This is a genomic window from Micromonospora sp. DT63 (assembly GCF_049841615.1).
In the GTDB taxonomy this organism is placed as follows: Bacteria; Actinomycetota; Actinomycetes; order Mycobacteriales; family Micromonosporaceae; genus Micromonospora.
The window spans coordinates 1219364-1241028 of record NZ_JBNCKQ010000001.1 but is presented as its reverse complement, the minus strand read 5'-3'; the positions used below and the strand labels follow the sequence as shown (position 1 = coordinate 1241028).

General features: G+C 74.0%; 15 protein-coding genes. 8 read left to right on the top strand and 7 right to left on the bottom strand.

Annotation, left to right across the window (positions count from 1 at the left end):
* The first annotated feature begins 7 nt into the window (after positions 1-7).
* A complete protein-coding gene (locus tag ACLQ27_RS05605) occupies positions 8-1081 on the top strand; it encodes a glycerophosphodiester phosphodiesterase family protein (RefSeq protein WP_425865834.1) in 1074 nt (357 codons plus the stop codon).
* Between the two features lie 111 nt (positions 1082-1192).
* On the opposite strand, the gene ACLQ27_RS05600 is transcribed toward ACLQ27_RS05605, so the two are convergent.
* Positions 1193-3514 (bottom strand): BTAD domain-containing putative transcriptional regulator, encoded by a 2322-nt coding sequence (locus ACLQ27_RS05600; RefSeq protein ID WP_425865833.1) that lies wholly within the window; start codon positions 3512-3514, stop codon positions 1193-1195.
* 409 nt (positions 3515-3923) lie between these two features.
* On the opposite strand from ACLQ27_RS05600, the gene ACLQ27_RS05595 reads away from it, so the two are divergent.
* The 6 genes from ACLQ27_RS05595 (at position 3924) to ACLQ27_RS05570 (ending at position 15138) form a co-directional block, all read left to right on the top strand.
* A complete protein-coding gene (locus tag ACLQ27_RS05595) occupies positions 3924-6311 on the top strand; it encodes a non-ribosomal peptide synthetase (protein ID WP_425865832.1) in 2388 nt (795 codons plus the stop codon).
* On the top strand, positions 6308-9595 hold the full coding sequence (locus tag ACLQ27_RS05590; protein WP_425865831.1) for an amino acid adenylation domain-containing protein: 3288 nt from the start codon (positions 6308-6310) through the stop codon (positions 9593-9595). Before ACLQ27_RS05595 ends, ACLQ27_RS05590 begins: the two co-directional genes overlap by 4 nt.
* Positions 9592-12741 (top strand): type I polyketide synthase, encoded by a 3150-nt coding sequence (locus ACLQ27_RS05585; RefSeq protein ID WP_425865830.1) that lies wholly within the window; start codon positions 9592-9594, stop codon positions 12739-12741. Before ACLQ27_RS05590 ends, ACLQ27_RS05585 begins: the two co-directional genes overlap by 4 nt.
* Positions 12734-12925: an MbtH family protein gene (locus ACLQ27_RS05580; RefSeq protein WP_234581241.1), complete on the top strand. Its 192-nt coding sequence runs from the start codon at positions 12734-12736 to the stop codon at positions 12923-12925. Before ACLQ27_RS05585 ends, ACLQ27_RS05580 begins: the two co-directional genes overlap by 8 nt.
* A 467-nt stretch (positions 12926-13392) precedes the next feature.
* Entirely contained in the window at positions 13393-13872 is a 480-nt protein-coding gene (locus ACLQ27_RS05575; RefSeq protein ID WP_357492691.1) for a hypothetical protein, read from the top strand.
* Positions 13873-13947: 75 nt separating this feature from the next.
* Positions 13948-15138 (top strand): MFS transporter, encoded by a 1191-nt coding sequence (locus ACLQ27_RS05570; RefSeq protein ID WP_425865829.1) that lies wholly within the window; start codon positions 13948-13950, stop codon positions 15136-15138.
* Between the two features lie 67 nt (positions 15139-15205).
* On the opposite strand, the gene ACLQ27_RS05565 is transcribed toward ACLQ27_RS05570, so the two are convergent.
* A complete protein-coding gene (locus ACLQ27_RS05565; protein WP_425865828.1) occupies positions 15206-15820 on the bottom strand; it encodes an HD domain-containing protein in 615 nt (204 codons plus the stop codon).
* A gap of 92 nt (positions 15821-15912) precedes the next feature.
* Here ACLQ27_RS05565 and ACLQ27_RS05560 point away from each other — a divergent pair, with 92 nt between their 5' ends.
* Entirely contained in the window at positions 15913-16383 is a 471-nt protein-coding gene (locus ACLQ27_RS05560; protein ID WP_425865827.1) for a hypothetical protein, read from the top strand.
* An 8-nt stretch (positions 16384-16391) separates the two neighbouring features.
* Here ACLQ27_RS05560 and ACLQ27_RS05555 read toward each other — a convergent pair whose 3' ends face one another.
* Genes ACLQ27_RS05555 through ACLQ27_RS05535 form a run of 5 tightly spaced genes read right to left on the bottom strand, consistent with a single transcriptional unit; the run spans position 16392 to position 21655 of the window.
* Positions 16392-17597 (bottom strand): 2-oxo acid dehydrogenase subunit E2, encoded by a 1206-nt coding sequence (locus ACLQ27_RS05555; protein ID WP_425865826.1) that lies wholly within the window; start codon positions 17595-17597, stop codon positions 16392-16394.
* Positions 17590-18603: an alpha-ketoacid dehydrogenase subunit beta gene (locus ACLQ27_RS05550; RefSeq protein WP_425865825.1), complete on the bottom strand. Its 1014-nt coding sequence runs from the start codon at positions 18601-18603 to the stop codon at positions 17590-17592. The genes ACLQ27_RS05555 and ACLQ27_RS05550 overlap by 8 nt, the downstream gene beginning before the upstream one ends.
* Entirely contained in the window at positions 18596-19534 is a 939-nt protein-coding gene (locus tag ACLQ27_RS05545) for a thiamine pyrophosphate-dependent dehydrogenase E1 component subunit alpha (RefSeq protein WP_357492679.1), read from the bottom strand. Before ACLQ27_RS05545 ends, ACLQ27_RS05550 begins: the two co-directional genes overlap by 8 nt.
* Complete coding sequence (locus tag ACLQ27_RS05540) at positions 19531-19779, bottom strand: acyl carrier protein (protein WP_425865824.1); 249 nt, start codon at positions 19777-19779, stop codon at positions 19531-19533. The genes ACLQ27_RS05545 and ACLQ27_RS05540 overlap by 4 nt, the downstream gene beginning before the upstream one ends.
* On the bottom strand, positions 19772-21655 hold the full coding sequence (locus ACLQ27_RS05535; protein ID WP_425865823.1) for an HAD-IIIC family phosphatase: 1884 nt from the start codon (positions 21653-21655) through the stop codon (positions 19772-19774). The genes ACLQ27_RS05540 and ACLQ27_RS05535 overlap by 8 nt, the downstream gene beginning before the upstream one ends.
* Positions 21656-21665 lie beyond the last annotated feature (10 nt).

Here is a 21665-nt window from a genome sequence, read left to right as displayed (position 1 = left end):
TTGCACCATGTCCCTGCGTCACGTTCTGGCGGGCCTCGCCGTTCTGCCCGCGCTCGCCGCTCCGGTAGCCGCGCACGCGTCGCCAGTCGACAGCGCCAGCGCGCTGCACCCCCAGAAGACCCATTTCGACCTCCAGGCCCACCGCGGCGGCATCGGCATGACCACCGAGGAGTCGCTGGAGGGCTTCGGCAAGGCGATGCGCCTCGGTGTCACCACGCTGGAGCTGGACACCCAGATCACGAAGGACCAGAAGGTGGTCGTCAATCACGACCGCCAGATCAGCGCCCAGAAGTGCGCCGACACCGCACCGGTCCGGGCCGGTGACCCGATGTACCCGTACGTCGGCAAGTACATCAAGGACCTCACCCTCGCCCAGCTCAAGACCATGGACTGCGGCTACCAGCAGCTTCCGGGCTTTCCCGAGCAGGAGCAGGTCAAGGGCTTCCGCATGGTCGAGTTGAAGGACGTCCTCGGCCTCGTCAAGAGCTACCGGGCCAAGCAGATCACCCTCAACATCGAGACCAAGGTCGAGGCGGGAGCGCCCGAGCAGACCGCGCCGCGTGAGCTGTTCGTCCGGCGGGTCTTCGAGGAGATCGACGCCTCCGGCATCGAAAAGCAGGTCACCATCCAGTCGTTCGACTGGGGTGCGCTCAAGGCGATGCACCGGCTCGCGCCGAAGTGGCCGCTGGTGGCCCTCACGAACTACGACTTCCTCCAGGTCGGCCAGCCGGGCGCGTCCCCCTGGCTGGGGGGAATCGACGCTGACGACTACGACGGTGACTTCGTGAAGGCGGCCGCCGCCATCCCCGGCGTCACCGCCCTGTCGCCCAACTACGGATTCCCGCAGAACGGGACCATCAGCGACCCGAACTTCCGCTTCTACCCGGACGCGACGATGGTGGCCGAGGCGCACGCCCGGGGCCTGAAGATCATTCCGTGGACCTGCGACGACCCGGCAACCGTGTCCGCGTTGATGGACATGGGCGTCGACGGGATCATCACCAACTACCCGAACCGGGTCCGGGAGATCATGGCCGAGCGGGGCATGCGGCTGCCGAAGAGCTACCAGCCCCGCCACTGACCCGTACGCCCGATCCGGGGCCGGTCCCGTGAGCCGCCTGGCGCGCTCGTGGGGCCGGTCCCGTCCGGCGCGCGTGCCGCGGCGCGGCCGGCGACGGCCCGGACGGTCCGGTCAGGCCGGATGCTCAATGAGTCTCCTCGGATTCCCCCTCCGCTGCGCCGGCACGCCTGTCGGTCGGTGGGCGCCGCCCAACTCCGTCGTCCACGGCCGGGCCTGCGCGGCCGGGGCCCGCCACCGGGCCAGTGCCCCAGGCGGCGAGTCGGCGTGCTGCCCGCCGCCGGCCCCGGCGGGCCCCGCGTCGGGGTCGGTCGCCTCGCCGCCGGCCGGCGCGATGCCCAACTCCCGCATCCGCTCGACGTACGTGCGGTAGCGCCGCTGCGCCTCGCCGTGCCGCCCGGCCGCGCGCAGCACCTGCACCAACTCCAGGTGGGCGTCCTCGTCGTACGGGTCCCGGTGCACCAGCCGCATCAGGTAGACCAGCTTCTGGTCGGTGTCCGAGGCGTGCTGGGCCAGAGCCCGCAGCACGCTGGTGTGGGCGACCTGCGCCTCCTCGCGCAGCGGCTGCGCCCAGTCCTCGTACGGGTCGTCGGCGAGGAAGTCCCCGCCGTACAGCTCGTCGGCCCGGACCAGCGCGCGGGCCGTGTCCGGGTGTCCGCCCCGCAGGGCGACCTGCGCCTCCTCGGCGGCGGTCAGGAACGTCTCGACGTCCACGTCGATCACGTCCAGGTCGATCGCCACCGAACCCCGGTCGGCCAGCACCGCGCCCCGGCCGCTGGTGCGGCGTCCGGTGCCGAGCACCCGGCGCAACGTGGACAGCAGCACCGACAGCCGGTTCGCGGTACGCGACGGTGACTCGTCCGGCCAGAGCAGCTCCATCAGCCTGGCCCGGGGCACGGCGCGTCCCCGGTGCGCGACGAGGATCTTCAGCAGGTCCCGTGCCTTCTTGGACTGCCACTCGCCGTACGGGACGACGGCGCCGGCCCGGAACACCCGGAAGTCGCCCAGCGTGTGGATGACCACCGCCGGTACGCGCAGCGTGATCGCGGTGAGTCCGTCGGCGACGCCCGGGTCCAGGCGTACCCCGCAGCGGCGCAGCTTCTGCCCGGCGCCCTCGGCGCCCCGGCGGGCCTGCCGCCCCTGCAGTCGCGCGGCGATCAGCGCGACGGTGGCCTCCTCGGCCGGGTCGCCCAGTTCCCGGCAGAGCGCGGCGGCGTCGTCGAGCAGCCCGGCGGACGCGCGCGGGTCGTCCGCCGCGAGCACGGTGAGTTGAAGCGCCTCGACGAGGGTGGCGCGTCGCCGCCCGACGGTCGCGCCGGTGCGGGCCTCGGCGGCGTCGAAGTGGGCGGCGGCGGTGTCACCGCGCAGCAGCGCCACCCAGCCACGGGCCAGAAGGGCGTACGGTCGTTCGGGCTCCCGGGCCATGGTGACCGCCCGTTCGGCGAGATCCTGCGCGGCGCACAGGTCGTCGGCCGCGCGGATCCGCGCCAGCTCGGCCAGGACCCAGGCGGGCGAGACGATGCGCGGCTGACCGCTGCCCACCGCGGCCAGGGCGCTCTCCAACGCCTGCCGGGCCTGCCGCGGCTCCCGCCGGCGACGGTGCACCATCCCGAGGGCGGCGAGCGAGATCGCCTCGTCGGCGGCGACTCCCGCCAGTTCCCGCAGGCGAAGCCCTGCCGCCCCGTCGGCGAGGGCCTCCTCCAACCGGCCGAGCTGACACTTCGCCACCGCGGCGAGGGTCAGCGCGTACGGTTCGAAACCCGTGTCGCCCGCCACCTCGGTCAGTCGGACGGCCGCCTCGGCGTGCCGCAGCGCGTCGGTGGCGTCGCCGGCCCACAGCAGGTGGCCGGCCAGGTCCAGGTGGACCATCAACCGCAGCAGGTCGGCGTCCGCGCGGCGCAGCCCGTCGGTCGCCTCCGCGCGCCCGTGGGTCGCCGTCGCGTCGCCGGTGGCGGCGGCGAGCAGCACGACCATCCGGGCGTACGCCCGGTGGGCGGTCGGGACGCCGCACGCGTGAGCGGCACGCGCCGCCTCCTCGACGTCGGCGCTGGCCCGCTCGATGTCGTCGTCGAGCAGGTGGTGCACCGCCGCGTGGCAGTACATCTGCACGGCGTGTGGGCCAGTCGCGCCGATCGGCGCGGTCGCCAGGCGGGCCGCCGCCAGGTGCGGTTCCCCGGCGAGGTGGTGCCGCAGCGCCGCGCGCCAGATCTCCGCGACCGGCGCGTCGGCCGGGTCGGGTGTCGCGGCGAGGAGGTCGGGTTGGGTGGCGAGCCACAGGTGCGCGGCCGCGCGGTCGCCGGCGGCGGCGAGGTGACGCAGCGCCCGCCCCGGGTCACCACCCGCAGGGTGTCGTTCCGCTGTCGATGCCTCGACCCCACCTTCGCTGCGAGCCGGCGTCGACGGGCGCCAGGCATGGTTGACATTGTCTCCGGACATTCACCGCTCCTGTGTTCTCTCGTGGAGGCTCAGGCGAGCGAAGAGACAACCGGGCACTACGAGTCGTCGCCCCCGGCGTGGCTTCCCCCCGGGCACGATCATTGTCTTCATCGAGCGGCATCGCCATAACCAAAAGAGTCGGTGTACTTACTGACTGCAATGCGCTATCGGCATAAAGGCGCACTCAGGTTTCCCTCAGACCGCCGCAACGGCACCCGAACGGCCCCTACAAGCAACTGGCACGGGCCCGGTCCAGACTTCCCGGCATTGCGTGTCACCCGCCGATCGGAGCTGAGATCCGATGACCGAACAGACAGTTCGCCCTGGCCTTTCCGCCTTTTGGGAACGACAGCTCACGGACCTTCCGGAGCCGCCGGACCTGCCCTTCGCGCCATCCACCGACCCCGCCGTGGACACCCCCGCCGAGCTGCCCTGTGACCCGGTCGAGCCGCAGGTCAGCTCGCTGGCCGGCCTGTTCGCGCTGCTGCACCGCTGGGTCGGTGGCCGGGACCTGCTCGCCGAGACGCCGGCCGCGCCGACCGGCTCGGGACGATGGCTGCCCGTGCGGGTCCGGTTGCCCGAGGATCCCACGTGGACCGAGCTGCGGGACCTGGTCCGAACGGCTCTGCGCGAGGCCCGGGAGCACGACGCGGAATTGCCCGAAACGGTTCCCGACTATCGGCCGGTGGTATCGATTAGCTCCGATCAAGCGTCTCCCGGTTTTCGGGGTGCGGTGCGGCTGTTGATCGACGACACCGACGAACGGCCGGCGGCCACGGTGAGCCACCCGCACGCGACGTCGATCGGGGCGGCGCTGGCCGTGCTCCTCGCCCGGGCGCAGGAGCGGCCCGGCGCGCGCCTGTCCGACCTCCCGCTGCTCGACCCGGCGACAGAACGGCAGGTGGTGATCGACTGGAACGCCACCGACACCGACTACCCGCGCGAAAGGTCGGTGCCCGACCTGTTCGCCCAGTGGGTGCGGCAGACCCCGGACGCGCCCGCGCTGCGCGACGGCGAGCGGATCCTGGCCTACCGGGAGGTGGACCGGCGTGCCAACCACCTGGCGGGGCGTCTGCGCCGGCTGGGGATCGGCGCCGAGGCGCTCGTCGGCATCTGCCTCGCCGACACGACGGCCTGGGTGATCGCCGCGCTGGCGACGCTCAAGGTCGGCGCCGCGTACCTGCCGCTGGACCCCGGATACCCACCGGAACGGCTGGCGTTGATGTGCCGCGACGCCACACCGGGAGCGATCCTGCACACCGCCGCGCTGGCCGACCGGCTCCCGGACGACGGCACGCCCCGGATCGTCGTGGACCGGCTGCCGGCCGACGACGGCCCGGCGGACCCGCCGGCGGTGGCCATCCACCCCGACCAGCTCGCGTACGTGATGTACACGTCGGGCTCCACCGGCCGCCCCAAGGGCACCGGCGTCAGCCACCGCAACATCGTCCGGCTGGTCCGCGACACCAACTTCGTCGACGTACGCCCGGACGACGTGATGGGACAGGCCGCCACGATGTCGTTCGACGCGGCGACCCTGGAGGTGTGGGGCGCCCTGCTCAACGGCGCGTGCCTGGCGGACCTGGACATCAACGACGTGATCGTGCCGGACCGGTTGCGCGCCCGGCTGCGCGACACCGGCGTGACGATGATGTTCCTGGCCACGTCCGTGGCCCGCCAGGTGGCGACCGAGGCGCCGGACGCCCTGGCCGCGCTGCGCTACCTGACGTTCGGCGGCGAGCAGGCCGACCGGACGGCAGTGGACCGGCTCCGGGTGGCCTGCCCGGACACGACGCTTGTCAACGGGTACGGCCCGACCGAGGCCACCACCTACACCACGACGTACGACTGCGCCCGGCTCACCGCCGCGGACCCGATCGTGCCGATCGGCGGTCCGGTCGCCAACACCCGGGTGTACGTGCTGGACCAGCTCCTGCAGCCGGTGCCGCCCGGGGTGCTCGGTGAGCTGTTCATCGGCGGGGACGGGGTGGCCCGCGGCTACCTCGGCCGTCCCGACGCGACGGCCGAGAAGTTCGTGCCCGACCCGTTCGGGCCGCGCACCGGTGGTCGCCTCTACCGCACCGGCGACGTGGTGCGGCAACGCCCGGACGGGCTGATCGAGTTCGTCGGCCGCTCCGACCACCAGGTGAAGATCCGTGGGTACCGGGTCGAGCCGGGGGAGGTGACCGAGGCGCTGCGCGCCGGTGGGCTGCTGCGGGACGCGATCGTGCGCGCCGACCGCGACGCCGCGGGCGACGCCCGGCTGGTCGCGTACGTCGTGCCCGACGACGGGGTGCGCGTCGAGGCGGTCCGGGAGCGGGCCCGCGAGCAACTGCCCGACCACCTGGTGCCGGCCGTGTTCGTGGTGCTGGCGCGGCTGCCGCTCAACCGCAACGGCAAGGTGGACGTCGCGGCGCTGCCCGCGCCCGACACCACCGCGACGGCCGATGACGACGCCGCTCTGCGGACACCCACCGAACGGGCGGTCGCCGAGATCTGGCAGGACGTCCTCGGCGTGCCGGTGCGCCGCCGCGACGACGACTTCTTCGACCTCGGCGGACGGTCCCTGAAGGCGACCCGGGTCCGCTCCCGGCTCGCCGCCGCGATCGGCGCGCAGGTGCCGCTCCGGCTGATCTTCGACCACCCGACGGTGGCCGCGTTGGCCGCCGCGGCCGACGAGATCGGCGGGGTGCCGGTAGCGCCCACCGAGGCGGCCGTGCCGCTCGCGCCGGACGGGCCGCCGCCCGCCGACCTCGCCGGCCTGCTCGACCAGCTCGAACAGGGGATCGCCCGATGATCGGAGCCCTCACGCCCGGGCAGTTGCGCCAGCGCGTGGACGCCCTGCCGCCCGAACGGCGGCGGGCGTTCCTCGCCGCGATCCGCGCCGACGGCGACCGGTACGGCATCCACCCGCTCACCGCCGCCCAGGAGTGGATGCTGCTGCTGGCGCAGCTGCGCCCGGACAGCCCGGCCTACCACGTGCCGTACCGGGTGGATCTGCGCGGCGAGGTGGACGTGGCCGCGTTGCGCGGCGCGCTCGACGAGATCGTGGCGCGGCACGAGGCGCTGCGCACGGTGTTCGTGCCGCTGGACGGGCAGTCGTACCAGATGGTCCTGCCGCCGACCGGCCTGCCGCTGGCGGTCGAGGACGTCGCGCCGGAGCGGATCGATGAGTACGCCGCGGCCGAGGCGGTACGCCCGTTCGACCTGGCCCGGGGGCCGCTGGTGCGGGCCACCCTGTGCCGCACCGGCCCCACCGACTGCACGCTGCTGCTGTCCCTGCACCACGTGGTGTGCGACGGCTGGAGCATGGGTCTGCTCTTCGATGAGCTGTCGACGGCGTACGCCGCAGTGCGGGAGGGACGCCGTCCGGCGCTGCCGCCGGCGCCCCGGGACGTACCGGCTGCGCTGGCCCAGGACCTGCTGCTCGGCCCGGCCGAGCTGGCCCGACGCCTCGACTGGTGGCGCGACGCGTTGACCGGCGCACCGCCGGGGCTCGACCTGCCCACCGACCGGCCCCGCCCGGCCGAGCTGGAGGACGCCGGCCACGAGATCGAATTCTCCTGGCCCCCGGAGCTGGCCGACCGGGTCGCCGAGGCGGGCCGCCGCACCGGCGCGACACCGTACATGATCTTCGCGGCGGCCTGGGCGGCGTTGCTGCACCGACGCAGCCAGCAGCCGGACCTGCTGATCGCCACCCCGGTGGCGAACCGGCAGACGCTCGACAGTGAGACAGCTGTCGGCTTCTTCGTCAACACCCTGGTGCTGCGCAGCCGTGTCGACAGTCGACTGACCTTCGCCGCGCTGCTGGACCGGCTGCGGGACTCCGCGCTGACCGCGCTGACCGACCCGGTGCCGTTCGACGCCCTGGTGCAGGAGCTGCGCCCGGTCCGCGACGCCGGCCGCCACCCGCTCGCCCAGGTGATGTTCGCCGTCGAGGACGGCTGGGAGCAGCGGTTGACCCTGCCCGGGGTGAGCGTGCTGGCCAGCGGTGAGACGCACACCGGGACGTCCATGTTCGACCTGACGCTTACCGTCATCCCGCACGACTGCCGCATCGACGGGCGGATCGAGTACCGGACGCGGCTCTTCGACGAGTCCACCGCCCGGGCGCTCGCCGACCAGCTCGACACCCTGCTCACCGCCGCGCTCGCCGCCCCGGACACCCCCGTGGACCGGCTGCCCCTGCTCGACGCGACCGCCGGAGGGGACCTCATCGACCGCTGGGCCGCCACCGCGCCCGCGCCCCGGGACCAACCGACCCTGCCCGAGCTGGTCGCCCGCCAGGCCGCGGCGGCACCGGAGACGGTCGCCCTGGCGTACCGCGATCAGGCCCTGACCTACCGGGAGCTGGACGCGCGGGCCGACCGCCTGGCCCGGACCCTCGCCGCCCGGGGCGTGCGGGCCGAGACGACGGTCGGGGTCTGCCTGCCCGCCGGCCCGGACTGGGTGGTCACCTTCCTCGCCGTGCTCCGCGCCGGTGGGGTCTACCTGCCCCTGGACCCGCAGTTGCCGGCGGCCCGGCTGGCGCACCTGCTCACCGACTCGGCCGCCGCGCTGGTGGTCACCACTGCCGACGCGGAGTTGGCGCTGCCCACCACCGACGTGCCGCTGCTGCGCCTCGACGAGCAGCCGCCGGCCGTCGACGCCGCGCTCCCGACCGCCGTCCACCCCGACGCCGCCGCCTACCTGATCTACACGTCGGGCTCGACCGGGCTGCCCAAGGGCGTCGTCGGCACGCACCGGGGGCTGAGCAACCTCGCCGCGGCGCAGGCCCGGCTGGTCGGCGTAGAGGCCGGCGATCGCGTCCTGCAGTTCCACTCGATCAGCTTCGACGTGGCGCTGTCCGATGTGGTCACCGCGCTCACGGCGGGCGCGACGCTGCGCCTGCTCGGCCCGGACGAGCGCACCCCCGGCCCCGACCTGGCCGCCACGCTCACCCGGCACCGCGTCTCGGTGGCCGACCTGCCACCGGTGGTCCTCGACGCGTTGGACCCCGCCGCCGTGCCCGACCTGCGGATACTCACCGTCGGCGGCGAACCCTGCGCCCCGGACGTCGCCGCCGCCTGGTCGCGCGACCGGCTCCTGATCAACGGGTACGGGCCGACCGAGGCCACCGTCACCGCCACCGCCGCCCACTGCGCACCCGCCGACACCGAGCTGCCGATCGGCCGGCCGCTGATCGGGGTCCGTGCCTACGTGCTCGACACCGAGCTGCGGCCGGTGCCGCCCGGGGTGCCCGGCGAGCTGCACCTCGGCGGCGCCGGGGTGGCCCGCGGCTACCACGGCGACCCCGCGCTCACCGCCGGGCGTTTCCTGCCCGACCCGTACGCGCCGACACCGGGCGAGCGGATGTACGCCACCGGCGACCTGGTCCGCTGGCGTGCCGACGGGCAACTGGTCTTCCTCGGCCGGGCGGACAACCAGGTGAAGATCAACGGCTACCGGATCGAGCTGGGTGAGGTCGAGGCCCAGCTGCGGCAGTGCGCGGGGGTGCGCCGGGCCGCCGCCGTGGTGCGGACCGACGCGCCCGGCGGTCGACGACTGGTCGGCTACCTCGTCGGCGACGGGTTGGCGATCGACGAGCTGCGCCAGAGCCTGCTGCGGCGGTTGCCCCGCTATCTCGTGCCGAGCGCCTTCATGGTGGTCCCCGACCTGCCGGTGACCGCCAGCGGCAAGCTCGACCCGTCCCGGTTGCCCGCCCCCACCGTGGCCCGCGCCGACCTCGGCGCCGCGTACGTGGCACCCGACGGCGCTGTCGAAAGGGCCATCGCCGACACCTGGCGGCAGGTGCTCGGCGTCGACGACGTCGGCGCGGACGACAACTTCTTCGACCTGGGCGGCACGTCACTGCTGCTGGCGCGGGTGCAGACCCGACTCACCGAACGGCTCGGCCGGCCGGTGCCCGCCGTCGAGCTGTTCCGCTACCCGACCATCGCGCTGCTGGCCCGGTTCCTCGACGGCACGGCCGCCCCGACAACCGCACCGGCCGGCGGCCGGCGACGGGACGAACGCAAACAGGCGCTGGCCGAGCGGGCTCGCCGGGCCCGCCCGGTGCCGGCGGGGGAGGGACGAGCGTGACCGACCAGGAGACCGGACTGGAGATCGCCATCGTCGGGATGGCCGGCCGCTTTCCCGGCGCCGCCGACGTCGACGAGTTGTGGCGGCGGATCCTCGCCGGGGAGGAGACCATCACCCGGTTCACCGACGCGGAGCTGGCGGCCGCCGGCCTCACCGAAGACGAGCGGCGACACCCCGACCACGTGCCGGCGCACGGCGCGCTGCCGGACATCGACAGGTTCGACGCCGGCTTCTTCGGCTACTCGCCCCGCGACGCCCGGCTGCTCGACCCGCAACAACGACTCTTCCTGCAGACCGCCTGGGCCGCCCTGGAGAGCGCCGGTCACCTCGCCGGGAAGCCCGACCGGCTGGTCGGCGTGTACGCCGCCGCCGCGGCCAGCGGCTACCTCCTGCACCACCTGTTCCGCAACCCGCGGCTCGACTCGGTCTCCGAGTACGAGCTGATGCTCGCCAACGACAAGGACTCGTTGCCCACCCGGGTGGCGTACCACCTGGACCTCCGGGGACCCGCCGTGGCGGTGCAGACGGCCTGCTCGTCGTCGCTGGTCGCCGTGCACCTCGCCGTGCAGGCCCTGCTCGCCCGCGAGTGCGACGTCGCGCTCGCCGGCGCCGCGCACGTCCTGTTGCCCACCGGCACCGGCTACCGGCACGAGGCCGGCGGCATCATGTCCCGCGACGGGCACTGCCGCCCGTTCGACGTCCGCGCCACCGGAACCGTGGGAGGCGACGGCGCCGCAGTGGTCGTCCTGCGCCGACTGGCGGACGCCCGCGACGACGGAGACACGGTGTACGCCGTGATCCGCGGCTCCGCGATCAACAACGACGGCCGGATGAAGGTCGGCTTCACCGCGCCCGGTGTGGACGGGCAGGTCGCCGCGATCCGCGCCGCCCAGGAGGTCGCCGAGGTCGACCCCGCCACCATCGGCTACGTCGAGGCGCACGGCACCGGCACCGAGCTGGGCGACCAGATCGAGCTGCGCGCCCTGGCCGAGGCGTTCCGGGGCGCAGACGCGAGCCCGGGCGCGCACGACGGTCGGGGCGCCGACGAGGGCCGGTGCGCGCTCGGCTCGGTCAAGTCGATCCTCGGTCACCTCGACGTCGCCGCCGGGGTGACCGGGATGATCAAGGCCACGCTGGCGCTGCACCACAAGGTGGTGCCGCCCAGCCCGTACTGCACCGAGCCCCACCCCGAGCTGGCCGGTGGGCCGTTCCACGTGCCGACCACCGCGCAGCCCTGGCCGGACCTGGGCACGCCGTCCCGGGCGGCGGTCAGCTCCTTCGGCATCGGCGGCACCAACGCCCACGTCGTGCTCCAGGCCGCCGAACCGGCGGACCACAGCCCCGGCGACGACCGGTCCGCGCATCTGCTGGTGCTCTCCGCCCGGGACGCCGACGCGCTCGACCGGGCCCGCGACCAGCTCGCCACCCACCTGAGCGAGCACACCGACGTGCCGCTGGCCGACGTCGCGTACACCCTCGCGCGCACCCGACGGGAGTTCGGCCACCGGCTCGTCACCGTCGCCCGTGACGCCACGACCGCCGCCGCCCAGCTCGCCGACCGCGGGTCGCCGCTGGTCCGCACCGGCGTCGCCACCGGTACGCCGCCCGGTGTGGCGCTGCTCTTTCCCGGCCAGGGCGCGCAGTACGCGGGGATGGGCCGCACCCTCTACCGCACCGAGCCGGTCTACCGGGCGGCCTTCGACAGCTGCGCCGACCTGCTGCGCCCGCACCTCGACGTGGACCTGCGGACCCTGCTCTGCCCACCCGGCGACGCGGTCCCGGCCGCACCCGAACTGGACGAGACCCGGCTCACCCAGCCGGCCCTGTTCGCCGTCGAGTACGCCCTCGCCGAACTGCTGCGCCACCACGGCGTACGTCCGGCCGCGATGGCGGGACACAGCCTCGGCGAGTACGTGGCCGCCTGCCTGGCCGGCGTCTTCACCCTGCCCGACGCGCTCGCCACAGTCGCCGTGCGCGGCCGGCTCATGCAGGCCCAGGCCCCCGGGTCGATGCTCTCGGTGGCTCTCGGCGTCGACGAGGTGACGGCGCTGCTGCCCGCCACAGTGGAGGTGGCCGCCGCCAACGCGCCCAACCTCACCACCGTCTCCGGCGAGACCACCGCCGTCGCCGCGCTCGCCGCCGACCTGCGCGGGCGCGGGGTGGTCTGCCGGGAGGTACGCACCTCCCACGCCTTCCACTCGGCCCTGATGGACCCGGCTCTGGCCGGCTTCGCCGCGCACCTGCGGGAGGTGCCGTTGCGCCCGCCCACCGTGCCGGTCGTGTCGAACGTGACAGGCGGCTGGCTCACCGACGACGAAGCCACCGACCCCGACTACTGGGTACGACAGCTGCGCCGCCCGGTCAACTTCACCGCCGCCGCCGAACTGCTGCTCGACGAGCGGTACGCGCTGCTGGAGGTCGGCCCGGGTCGCACCCTGGCCACCCTCGTCCGCCAGCACGACGCCGCACGCGAAGTGCCCGTGCTGACCAGCCTGCCCGCCGATCGCACCCCGGCCGGCGAGGACGATGCCGTCGCCCTGGCCGTCGGCCGGCTCTGGCTCGCCGGGACGCCCCTGCGCTGGCCCGACGGCCGCGCCGACGGACGACGACGGGTGCCGCTGCCCACGTACCCGTTCGCGCGCGAGCGGCACTGGGTCGACGCGTACCGGCCCGAATCCGCCGCCCCGGCCGCGGTCACGCCGGTCACCCCGGTCACCGCGTCACCGCCACCGGTCTCGGTGGAACCGGCGGCGGCCTCGACGGCGATCGCGCCGAGCGACGAGCCGTACGAGGTGGTGCGGCGGATCTGGGTGGATCTGCTCGGGGTGGACGAGATCGGCCCCGACGACGACTTCTTCGAGCTGGGCGGGCACTCGCTGCTCGGCACCCGGGTGGTGGCGCGACTGCGCGACGCGCTCGGCGTCGACCTGCCACCCGCCGCGATCTTCGAGTCACCGACGCCCGCCGCGTTGGCCCGTACCGTCGCCGCGCTGGCGGGGCCGGCTCCCGTCGTACCCCCGGCGGTTTCCCCGCCCACGGACAGCGACCTCACCGACCTGCTCGCGGAGATCCGGGCGCTGTCCCCGGAGAGCCTGGCCCGCGAGCTGCACCTGGCCCGACACGAGGAAGGCAACCCCGATGGCTGACGAGCACCGCGTGGTGATCAACGACGAGGAGCAGTACGCCCTGTGGCCCCGGCACAAGGAGGTGCCGGACGGCTGGCGGGACGCCGGCTGCGCCGGCAGCCGCGAGGAGTGCCTGGACTTCGTGACGCGCACCTGGACCGACATGCGCCCCCGCAGCGTGCGGGAGCACCTCGCCGCCGGCTGAACGTCCGGCTTGGTGGTGGCCGGGCTTGGTGGTGGCCGGGCGGTGGCCCTGCCGGGCGGTGGCCCGGGCGGGCGGTGGCCCGGTCTGGCGGTGGCTCGCCCGAGGGTGGCAGGTGCCCTGTGCTGCCTGTCGAGCTGCCCCAGAAATGGGGCAGCTCGACAGGGCCGCAGGGGAGTGGGGCCACCCCCTCGCAGGGCTCCTGTGGCGCAGGCGCTCGCGGTGCCAGGTTCTGGCGCGGCCGGGCGCTCGCGGGGCTGGACGCCGGTGTCGGGCTTTCGCGGCATCGGGCGCTTGAGGCGCTGGGCTCACGCCGCGCTGGGCTCATGCCGCGCTGGGCTCACGCCGCGCTGGGCTCATACCGCGCTGGGCGCTTCCGGTGGCCGGGCCTCGCGGTATCGGGCTCGCGGGTCGAGCGTTCGCGGGGCCGGGCCGAGACGGTGGCGAGTTGTCAATGTAATGTTGACGCGATGACGACGCCGTTGGTCGGCCTGGCTGAGGTGCGTGCCGCTCGTGGCCGCCTGGACGAGCGGGAGGCGGAGCTGATCGACCGGGCGCGTCACGACGGCGCGACCTGGGCGCAGGTCGCGACGGCGCTCGGGCTTGGCAGTCGGCAGGCCGCCGAGCAGCGCCGTCAGCGCCTCGCGGCCGCTCGGCGTGCGCGGCGGCAGGACCTGGATCGTGGCTACTCGCCGCAGATCGCGGCGTTGCGAGCCGCGGTGGCCGAGGTAGAGCGTTGGATTGCGACGGACCGGCGGTGGGACTCCCGCTTCCGTCGGGCGGCTCTCGTGCGGAACACGGTCGACGCGGCTCTGGACGCCGACCCGGGCTCGCTCTACGCGCTGGCGCTGCACCTGCGGACCGATCTCGACGACGCGGGCGACCGGCTGCCGCCGCCGGTGCGAGCGGTCGCGACGACGTTGACGACCGCGTTGTCAACGCGAGATTGACGTCTGCCGAGGGCATTGCCTGGGTGCGGCTCAAGAATCAGGATGTGAGTCAATTCGACTCAACCTGGAGGGCGCATGCGGCGCAACGCGGGTCTGTTCGTGGCGATCTCGATGCTGTCCGGCTTCGGCAGCAGCGCCATGTCCCTCGTGTCCGGCGTCTGGATCCTGGACCTCACCGGCTCCACCGGTCTGGCCGCTCTCGCCGGGCTCTGCGTGTACGCCCCGGTGCTCGCCGGCCCGTGGCTCGGCGGCCTGCTCGATCGGGCGTCGCGACGACCGCTGGTGATCGCCGTCAACCTTTTGCTGGCGGCCGCGCTGCTGACGCTCCTCGCCGTGCGTGGCCCGGGGCAGACGTGGGTCATCTTCGCCGTCTCGGGCGCCTACGGTGTCAGCTACGTGCTGATCGACGCGGGGGAGACCGCGCTGCTGCCGTCCGCGCTGTCGGCCTCGGAACTGGGCGATGTCAACGGGTGGCGCTCCAGCGCGCAGGAGGGCATGAAGCTGGTCGCGCCCCTGGCCGGCGCGGGCCTGTACGCCTGGCAGGGCGGCCACGCGGTCGCCGTGCTGAGCGCGGCGATGCCGATCCTGGTCGCCGTCCTCTACCGGGCGGTCCGCCTGAACCGGACGCCATCCGAGCGACCGACGTCGCGGGACCATGACCTCCGTACCGGGCTGGCGGTCCTGATCGGACAGCGGGCCACCCGCGTGCCGGTCCTGCTCGCGGCGACGTCGATCGCCATGTCCGGCTTCGGGACCGCCGCCGTCTACGCGATCGTCGTCGCGGAGCTGCGTCTGCCGACGACCTTCCTGGGTGTGCTGGCCGGTGCCCAGGGCGCGGGATCCATCCTGGGTGGACTGGTCGTCGGCCGGTTCCTCACCCGACGGGGTCCCGTCGCCGTCGGCGTCGCCGGCACTGTGCTGTTCGCCGTGGGTTGCCTGGTCCGCTGCCTACCCTGGTGGCCGGCCACGGTCGTGGGCGCCGTCATCGCCGGCATCGGGCTGCCGTGGACCCTTGTCGCGGCGGTGACCGCCGTGCAGACGCACACCCCGGCGGCGCTGCTCGGCCGGGTCGCCGCGACTGCCAACACCGCGATGTTCGGCCCGCTCGTCCTGGCGATCCCGCTCGGTTCCGCCGCCGTCCACCTCGGCGGCCGTCCCCCGCTGATCGCCGCCGCGGTGCTCTGCCTGGCCGCCGCGGTCACCCTGCGCGCGCCGAAGCCACGACAACCCGAAGAGAGCGCCCCGCTCGTGATCGTTGGCAGCTGAGCGGTACGACACGCCGGCCCCCGCCACCGCTCAGCCGCCAACGATCACGGCAGGCGGATGCACGAGGTCAGCCGTCGACGACGCCGTGTGGATCGCGTACCGGATGGGTGGCCTGGAAGGCGAGCCGGCGGTCCGCGTCGGCGGCGATCCGGTCGAGGACGTCGTCCAGGTTCAGGAACACCGACCATTTCTCGCGGCCGGTGGCGTCGGCCAGGCGGTCGACGAGCAGCCCTTCCAGGTCGGTGACCCGTTTGCCCTTCCACACCTTGTCGGCAAGGCTGACCAGCAGATCGTCGACGCCTATGCCGTCCTGCTGCCACGAGGCGTGTGTGCGTGCGAACCGGGCCAGCGACGGCGCGACACCGTGGCGCAGCAGCAGTTCGTAGCCGGCGGGTTCGTGCGACGAGCCGGGCTCGGACAGCTCCTGCGGGTGCAGGACCTTGCCGATGTCGTGGGTGGCGGCGCCGAACAGCACCGCCGATCGGTCGACGGGCAGCTGCGGAAACCCGTCCGCCAGCGCGTCTGTGAGCTGTGCGGCGACATCGTGGACGGCGCGCAGGTGCGCGGCCAGGCGCGGTGGCGCGTGCACCGTCTCCAGCATTGCGACGACCTGGTCGGGGAGGGGCCGCAACACCGGGTCGCCGGGTGCGGTGAGGGCGCGGCGCAGAGCAGCGGAGATCACCGCGCCAAGGGTACGACGGACTGCGGGGGGCCGAGATCGATTCGTGGCCGTACCGCCGCTGGAGAGGTATCGGCAGTCGTTAACGTTTCGTCATGCGTCCAGCCCTGTCGCCCCACCCACCGTCGGTTGACCCACCTCCGAAGGCCCGGCGCACCACGTGGATCGTCGCGGGCGCCGTCGTCGTCGCGTGCCTGGGGGCGCTGGCCCTGCCCGTCGGCGGCTTCCTGCTGTGGATGTACGCCGGGCCGGACGTGGACGAGCCGCGTGCGGCGGCCGACCAGTTCGTCAGTCGACTGGAGAGCAACGACGACGCTGCAGCGCACGAATCCCTGTGCCGGGAGATCAAGGCACGGACCGACCTGGCGGCGTTCACCGCGGCGGTGGAGCGCCTCGGCCGGCCCGTGTCGCACACCATGGGTCGGGCGGCCTTCGGGGACGAGGCCGGAAGCAGCGCCTTCGTGACCGTCGAGCTGACCGGCCGGACGGGTGAGACCAGGACGCTCGACCTGTACCTGACGTCGGAGACCGGCTGGCAGGTGTGTGACGAGAAGGTCTTCGGCTGACCGTTGCCTCACTCCTCGGCGAGGTGGTCGGGGGACTCCAGGGCCGCCTTCACGGCCTGCAGGAACGCGACCGCCTCCCGGCCGTTGACCACCCGGTGGTCGTAGACGGCGCTGAGGTTGACGAACCGGCGCGTCACGACCTGACCGTCCGCGTCCAGCGCCAACTCGTCCTGGGTGCCGCCGATCGCCACCACACAGGTCTGGCCGGGAAAGACGATCGGCCCGGCGAGCACCACGTCGGGGTCGGTGTGCAGCGAGACGACGATGGTGCCGCCGGCCAGCTCGCCGGCCCGGAAGCCCTCACCGCCGGCCCGGGACCGGAAGTCCATCAGCGTCTCGGCGATCTCCGCGCAGGTCAGCTCCTCCACATCGCGGACCACCGGGATGAACAGCCCCGTACCGACGTCGATGGTGACGCCGACGTGGGCCGCCTCGGCCAGTCGTACGCTGGCGCCGTCGCCGGGTGCGGCGAAGAGCAACGGGTGGTCCTCGCGCAACCCGCCGATGGCCTTGACCAGCAGCTCCGGCAGGCCGACAAGGGTGCGGGTGGAGCGGGTGAGCTGCCGGGCCACCGCGAGGGCGGCGTCGGCGCGGACCTTGATGACGGCGAGCGCCGCCGGCACCTCCCGGTGGGACTCGGTGACCACCGCGGCGACGGCGCGCTGCGCGCGCGAGAGCGCGTGCACCGGGCGCGGATCGTCCGGCTCCGGGCCGTCGCCGGCGGCCAGCGCGGCGGCCGCGGCCACCACCACCGGCTCGGTCGCCGCCGCGGGCGCCGACGACCGGTCGGCCAGCAGGCGTTCCACGTCGGTACGCCGCACGACCGCCTTGCCGAGGCCGCGCAGCTCGTCGTCGCCGAGGCCGTGCGCGGCCGCGAGTTCCCGGGCCGAGTCGGTGAGCACCGGCCCGCCGAGGGAGGCGTCCGGCAGGGGTACGACAGCCGGGGCGACCGCCTCGGCGAGGAAGCGCTGCCGGGCCTCCTCGCTGTCGAAGACGCGACCGATGACGTCGCCCGGGGCGCACTCCTGGTTGACCTCGACGAGCCGGTGCAGGACGCCGTCGCCGTCGCTGAGCAGCTCCTCGGCCGCCTTGGAGGTCTCCACCTCGGCGATCGGCTCGCCGGCGCGCACCCGCTCGCCGTTCTCGGCCAGCCAGTCGAGCAGGACGTACGTCGTGTCGTTGTTGTTGAGCTTGGGGACGACCAGGTCAGTCACCACTGACGACCTCCTTCACGGCCTGGTGGATGTCGGTGTCCTGCACCAGCACGGTGCGTTCGAGATGCGCGGCGGTCGGGATGACGCTGTCGGCGGAGTGCACGAGGCGTACCGGCGCGCGCAGCGATCCCCAGAGCCGCCGGTGCACGACCTGCGCCAGCTCCGCGCCCCAGGTGCCGCCGGCGGTGCTCTCCTCGGCCACCACCACCCGCCCGGCCCGCGCGATCGGCGGCAGCAGGGTGTCGGTGTCCAGCGGCCAGAGCCGTGACGGCACCAGCACCTGGCAGACGATGTCGTCGCGCAGCAGCAGCTCCCGGGCCACCGACACCGCCCGGGCGGCCAGCCCGCCGGGTACGACCAGCACGCAGTCGGCCTGCTCCTCCTCGTCCACCCGGATCCGGGCGACGTCGGCGTCCGGGCCGATCAGGTCGTAGCGGAACAGCTCGTCCACGACGCCGTCGGCGTACATGCGTGTGGTGTAGAGGACCTTGTCCTCGAAGAGCAGACCCGGCCGGCCGGTGGCGAGCATGCCCGCGAGCACCGTCCGGTTGTCGTGGAACGGCGACACCTCGTGCACGCTGAGGCCGGGGATGCCGATGAAGTGCTTCAGCGGGCTCTGGCTGTGCGTCGGGCCGTACCCCCGGTTGCCGCCGGTGGGGCAGCGCACCACCAGCCGCATCGGCACCCGCCGGCCGTACATGGCTGTGGACTTGCTGGCGAAGTTGAGAAGCTGGTCGAACGCCAGCGCCACGAAGTCGCTGAACATGATCTCGACGATGGCGCTCTGCCCGGCCAGGGCCAGCCCGCCGGCCACGCCGACGATGCCGCCCTCGCTCAACGGGGTGGACAGCACCCGCTCCGGCCAGCGCGCCGACAGGCCCCGGGTCACCTTGAACGCCCCGCCGTACGGGTCGATGAGATCCTCCCCGAGCACTGTCAGCGCGGGGTCGTCGGCAAGCAGCGCGTGCAACGCCTGGTTGAGGTTCTCCACCACCCGCTCAGCCACGGCTCTCCTCCGCCCAGCGGCTCGCCGGTCGGCCGGCGACGTCGGCCACCACCTGTGCGACGTACGCCCGCTGCCGCTCGTCGTGCGCGCCGAACTGCTCCGGGTACGCCTGCGCGTAGCGGGCGTACCAGTCGTGCGCCCGCGCGTGCGCGATCTCCTCCGGTCGGCGGCTGTCGTCGCCCTTGCTGTGCGGTCCCACCCGGTGCGTGAGCAGTTCCACCACGTACGGCGTGGACCGCTCGCGGACCCGGCGCAGCACCGGCGTCAGCGCGGCCCGGACCACCTCGGTGTCGGTGGAGGTGACCCGCAGGTGGTCCACCCCGAACGCCCGCGCCCGCCCGCCGATGCTGCCGGCGAGCTGCGCGTCGGTGGGCGTGGACTGGGCGATGCCGTTGTTCTCGACCACCAGCAGCAGCGGCAGGCCCCACAGCGCGGCCATGTTCAGCGCCTCGTAGACGGCGCCCTCACCCCAGGTGCCGTCGCCCAGGTAGACGAGCGCCAGCCGGCCCGGTTCGGTGCGCTTGAGGTGCAGCGCCACCCCGGCGGCCACCGGGGCGCTCTCGCCCTGCACGCCTGTCGACAGGTAGCGGTCCCGCAGGATGTGCTGGCTGCCGCCCACGCCGTGGCACACCGCGCCCTCGCGGCCCATCACCTCGGCCAGCAGGCCGTGCGGGTCGTCGAACCGGGCCAGGTAGTGCCCGTGCCCGCGGTGGTTGCTGAACACGAAGTCGCCGTCGTCGAGCAGCGGGCGCAGCGCCACCGGCACGTACTCCTGGCCCAGGCAGGTGTGGGTGGTGCCGTGCAGTTCGCCGCGGCCGAACATGTCCAGCAGGGCCAGCTCGAAGTGCCGGATCAGCAGCAACAGGTCCAGGTCGGCGTCGGTGAGGCGGGTCGGCGCGATCGGCGCCGCCTCGGTGCGGGTGGCGGTCACCGGGCGACCCCGTCCCGTTCGCGGGCGACCAGGTCGACCAGCTCGCCGACCGCGCTAACCGCCAGGTACGTCCGCAGGTCCAGGCGTACGCCGAGGTCGTCCTCGAGCGCGGAGAGCAGCCGCAGCGCCTCCAGGCTGGTCCAGTTGGCCAGCGACGCGAACCGGACGTCGGGCGCGATCTCCTCGGCCGGCACGTCCGCGACCTGCTCGATGAGGTCCGCGACGGTGGTGAACAGGTCAGGCACGGATGTCTCCCTCCTCAGTGGCGATCCACGCCGGCAGCAGCCGGGGCGGGGGGTGCAGCGGCAACACGTGCCGGGTGGTGCCGTCGTCGACGGATGCCACGGTGAAACCGGCCGAGGGCCAGACGGTCCCGCCGGGCTTGTTGCGGGCGGTGGGCCGGAACAGGGCCTCCAGCCGGGTCGCGCCGGCCGCTCGGGCCAGCTCCGCCACCCGGTGCAGCGCCGCCTGCTCGACGCCGCGGGAGAAGACCCGGCAGCTGAGCACGAAGTTCTCGATCACCCAGGCGTCCGGGTCGGTCCGGTCCAGCCACAGGCCGCCCACCAGCCCTTCGGCACCGAACCGGTCGGTCACCTCGACGGTGAGCACCAGGTGGTCGGGGGAGTCGGCGCGCGCCCGGGTCTGCGCCTCGGTGTGTGCGCGCTCGGTCATCGTGAACTGGTTGGTGCGCAGCCCGAGCTGCGCGAGCCGGGGCAGGCTGTGCTCGTCCACCTCCCGGACGGTGACGCGCAGCTTCAGCTCGTGCAGGTAGTCGGCCGCCGAGTCGAACGTGGCGGCGAAGCGCTCCCGCCCGGCGCGGGCCCGGTACAGCGCGGTGCGTTCCCGGTCGGTCGCGCCGGTGGCCAGCACGGTGAAGTGCCCCTCGGTGAGCAGCCTGGTCGGGAAGCCCGCCGGGTCGCCGGCCAACTCCACCACCCGTACGGTCGGCAGCTCGCGGCGTACCAGGTCGCACTCGAACGGGCTGTCGTCGGCGAACACGACCGCGTCCAGGCCCAGGTTGAGGGTGGTGGCGAGCTGGCGCAGGTTCTCGTCCTTGCGTCCCCAGTTCACCGCCTGGGCGACGAAGTCGTCGGAGCGCAGCAGCAGGTCCGGGTGCTGCGTGAACGCCTCGGCCACCAGGTCGGGGTCGTTCTTGCTGCACACCGCGAGCAGCACGCCCTGCCGGCGCAGCGCCAGGGCACGACGCTGCACGTCCCGGTGGCAGTTGCCGGGATAGTCGCTGCCCAGCCGGATGCCGGTGAGCCCGTCGTCGCCGAGCACGCCCGCCCAGAGGGTGTTGTCCAGATCCAGCGCGAGCACCTTCGCCGTCCGGCCGAGGACCGCGCGGCAGAAGGTGGCGGCCTCGTGGGCGTACCGGCGCTCCACTGTGGGCGTCCACGCCATGCTGGCGAACCGGTACAGGCGCTCGTCGCGAACCGGACCGTCGTGGTCCACCAGCAGTGTCTCCAGATCCAGGGTGTACGTGGTGTCCCGCCCGCCCAGCTCCAACAGCTGGGAGTTCAGCTCCCGCCAGACGCGGCCCAGCTCGGCCCGGCCCCGGAAGCTGACCAGGCCACGGTGCTCCAACGGCGACAGCGGCACGGTGTGCAGCAGCACCGCGCCCTCGGTGCGCGTCGCGTAGCCGCGCAGCGCGGCGGCGAGCACGCCGGCCCGTTCGCCCAGCACGTCGGCGAGGCCGGCCAGGTCGCCGGGGTCCCACTCGGCGGGCAGGAACCAGCCGTCGTGCAGCAGGCAGAGCGTGACGTCGGGCCGGAACTCGGCGAGCGCCGAGCGCGGATCGCTGAGGTCGAGCACGAGCTGGTCGAAGCCGGAGACGTGGATCTCGGCGGCGATGCCGATCCGCAGCAGCGCCACCCGCAGCAGCGGTTCCAGCGTGCCCGGCGTGAACGTGCCGGTGACCGCGATCCGCAGTGGGCGCAGCGGGAAGTCGGGACTGGCCAGCTTCTCGACGGACACGTCGGCGAGCAGCCGGCCGGCGGACGCGACTGTGGTGACCGCCGCGTCGTCCAGGTGGACCAGGCCGGGCGCCAGCTCCGGATCGGCGGCCGCGTCGGGTCGGCGCAGCCGGCGGATCCGGTGCAGGACCTCCTCGACTCTCATGTTCGGTGTT

What these genes read in the sequence shown, in the direction of transcription:
- ACLQ27_RS05605 (WP_425865834.1), top strand. Translation starts at nt 8, where the DNA reads ATGTCCCTGCGTCACGTTCTGGCGGGCCTCGCCGTTCTGCCCGCGCTC.
- ACLQ27_RS05600 (WP_425865833.1), bottom strand. Translation starts at nt 3,514, where the DNA reads ATGTCCGGAGACAATGTCAACCATGCCTGGCGCCCGTCGACGCCGGCT.
- ACLQ27_RS05590 (WP_425865831.1), top strand. Translation starts at nt 6,308, where the DNA reads ATGATCGGAGCCCTCACGCCCGGGCAGTTGCGCCAGCGCGTGGACGCC.
- ACLQ27_RS05580 (WP_234581241.1), top strand. Translation starts at nt 12,734, where the DNA reads ATGGCTGACGAGCACCGCGTGGTGATCAACGACGAGGAGCAGTACGCC.
- ACLQ27_RS05575 (WP_357492691.1), top strand. Translation starts at nt 13,393, where the DNA reads ATGACGACGCCGTTGGTCGGCCTGGCTGAGGTGCGTGCCGCTCGTGGC.
- ACLQ27_RS05570 (WP_425865829.1), top strand. Translation starts at nt 13,948, where the DNA reads ATGCGGCGCAACGCGGGTCTGTTCGTGGCGATCTCGATGCTGTCCGGC.
- ACLQ27_RS05560 (WP_425865827.1), top strand. Translation starts at nt 15,913, where the DNA reads ATGCGTCCAGCCCTGTCGCCCCACCCACCGTCGGTTGACCCACCTCCG.
- ACLQ27_RS05535 (WP_425865823.1), bottom strand. Translation starts at nt 21,655, where the DNA reads ATGAGAGTCGAGGAGGTCCTGCACCGGATCCGCCGGCTGCGCCGACCC.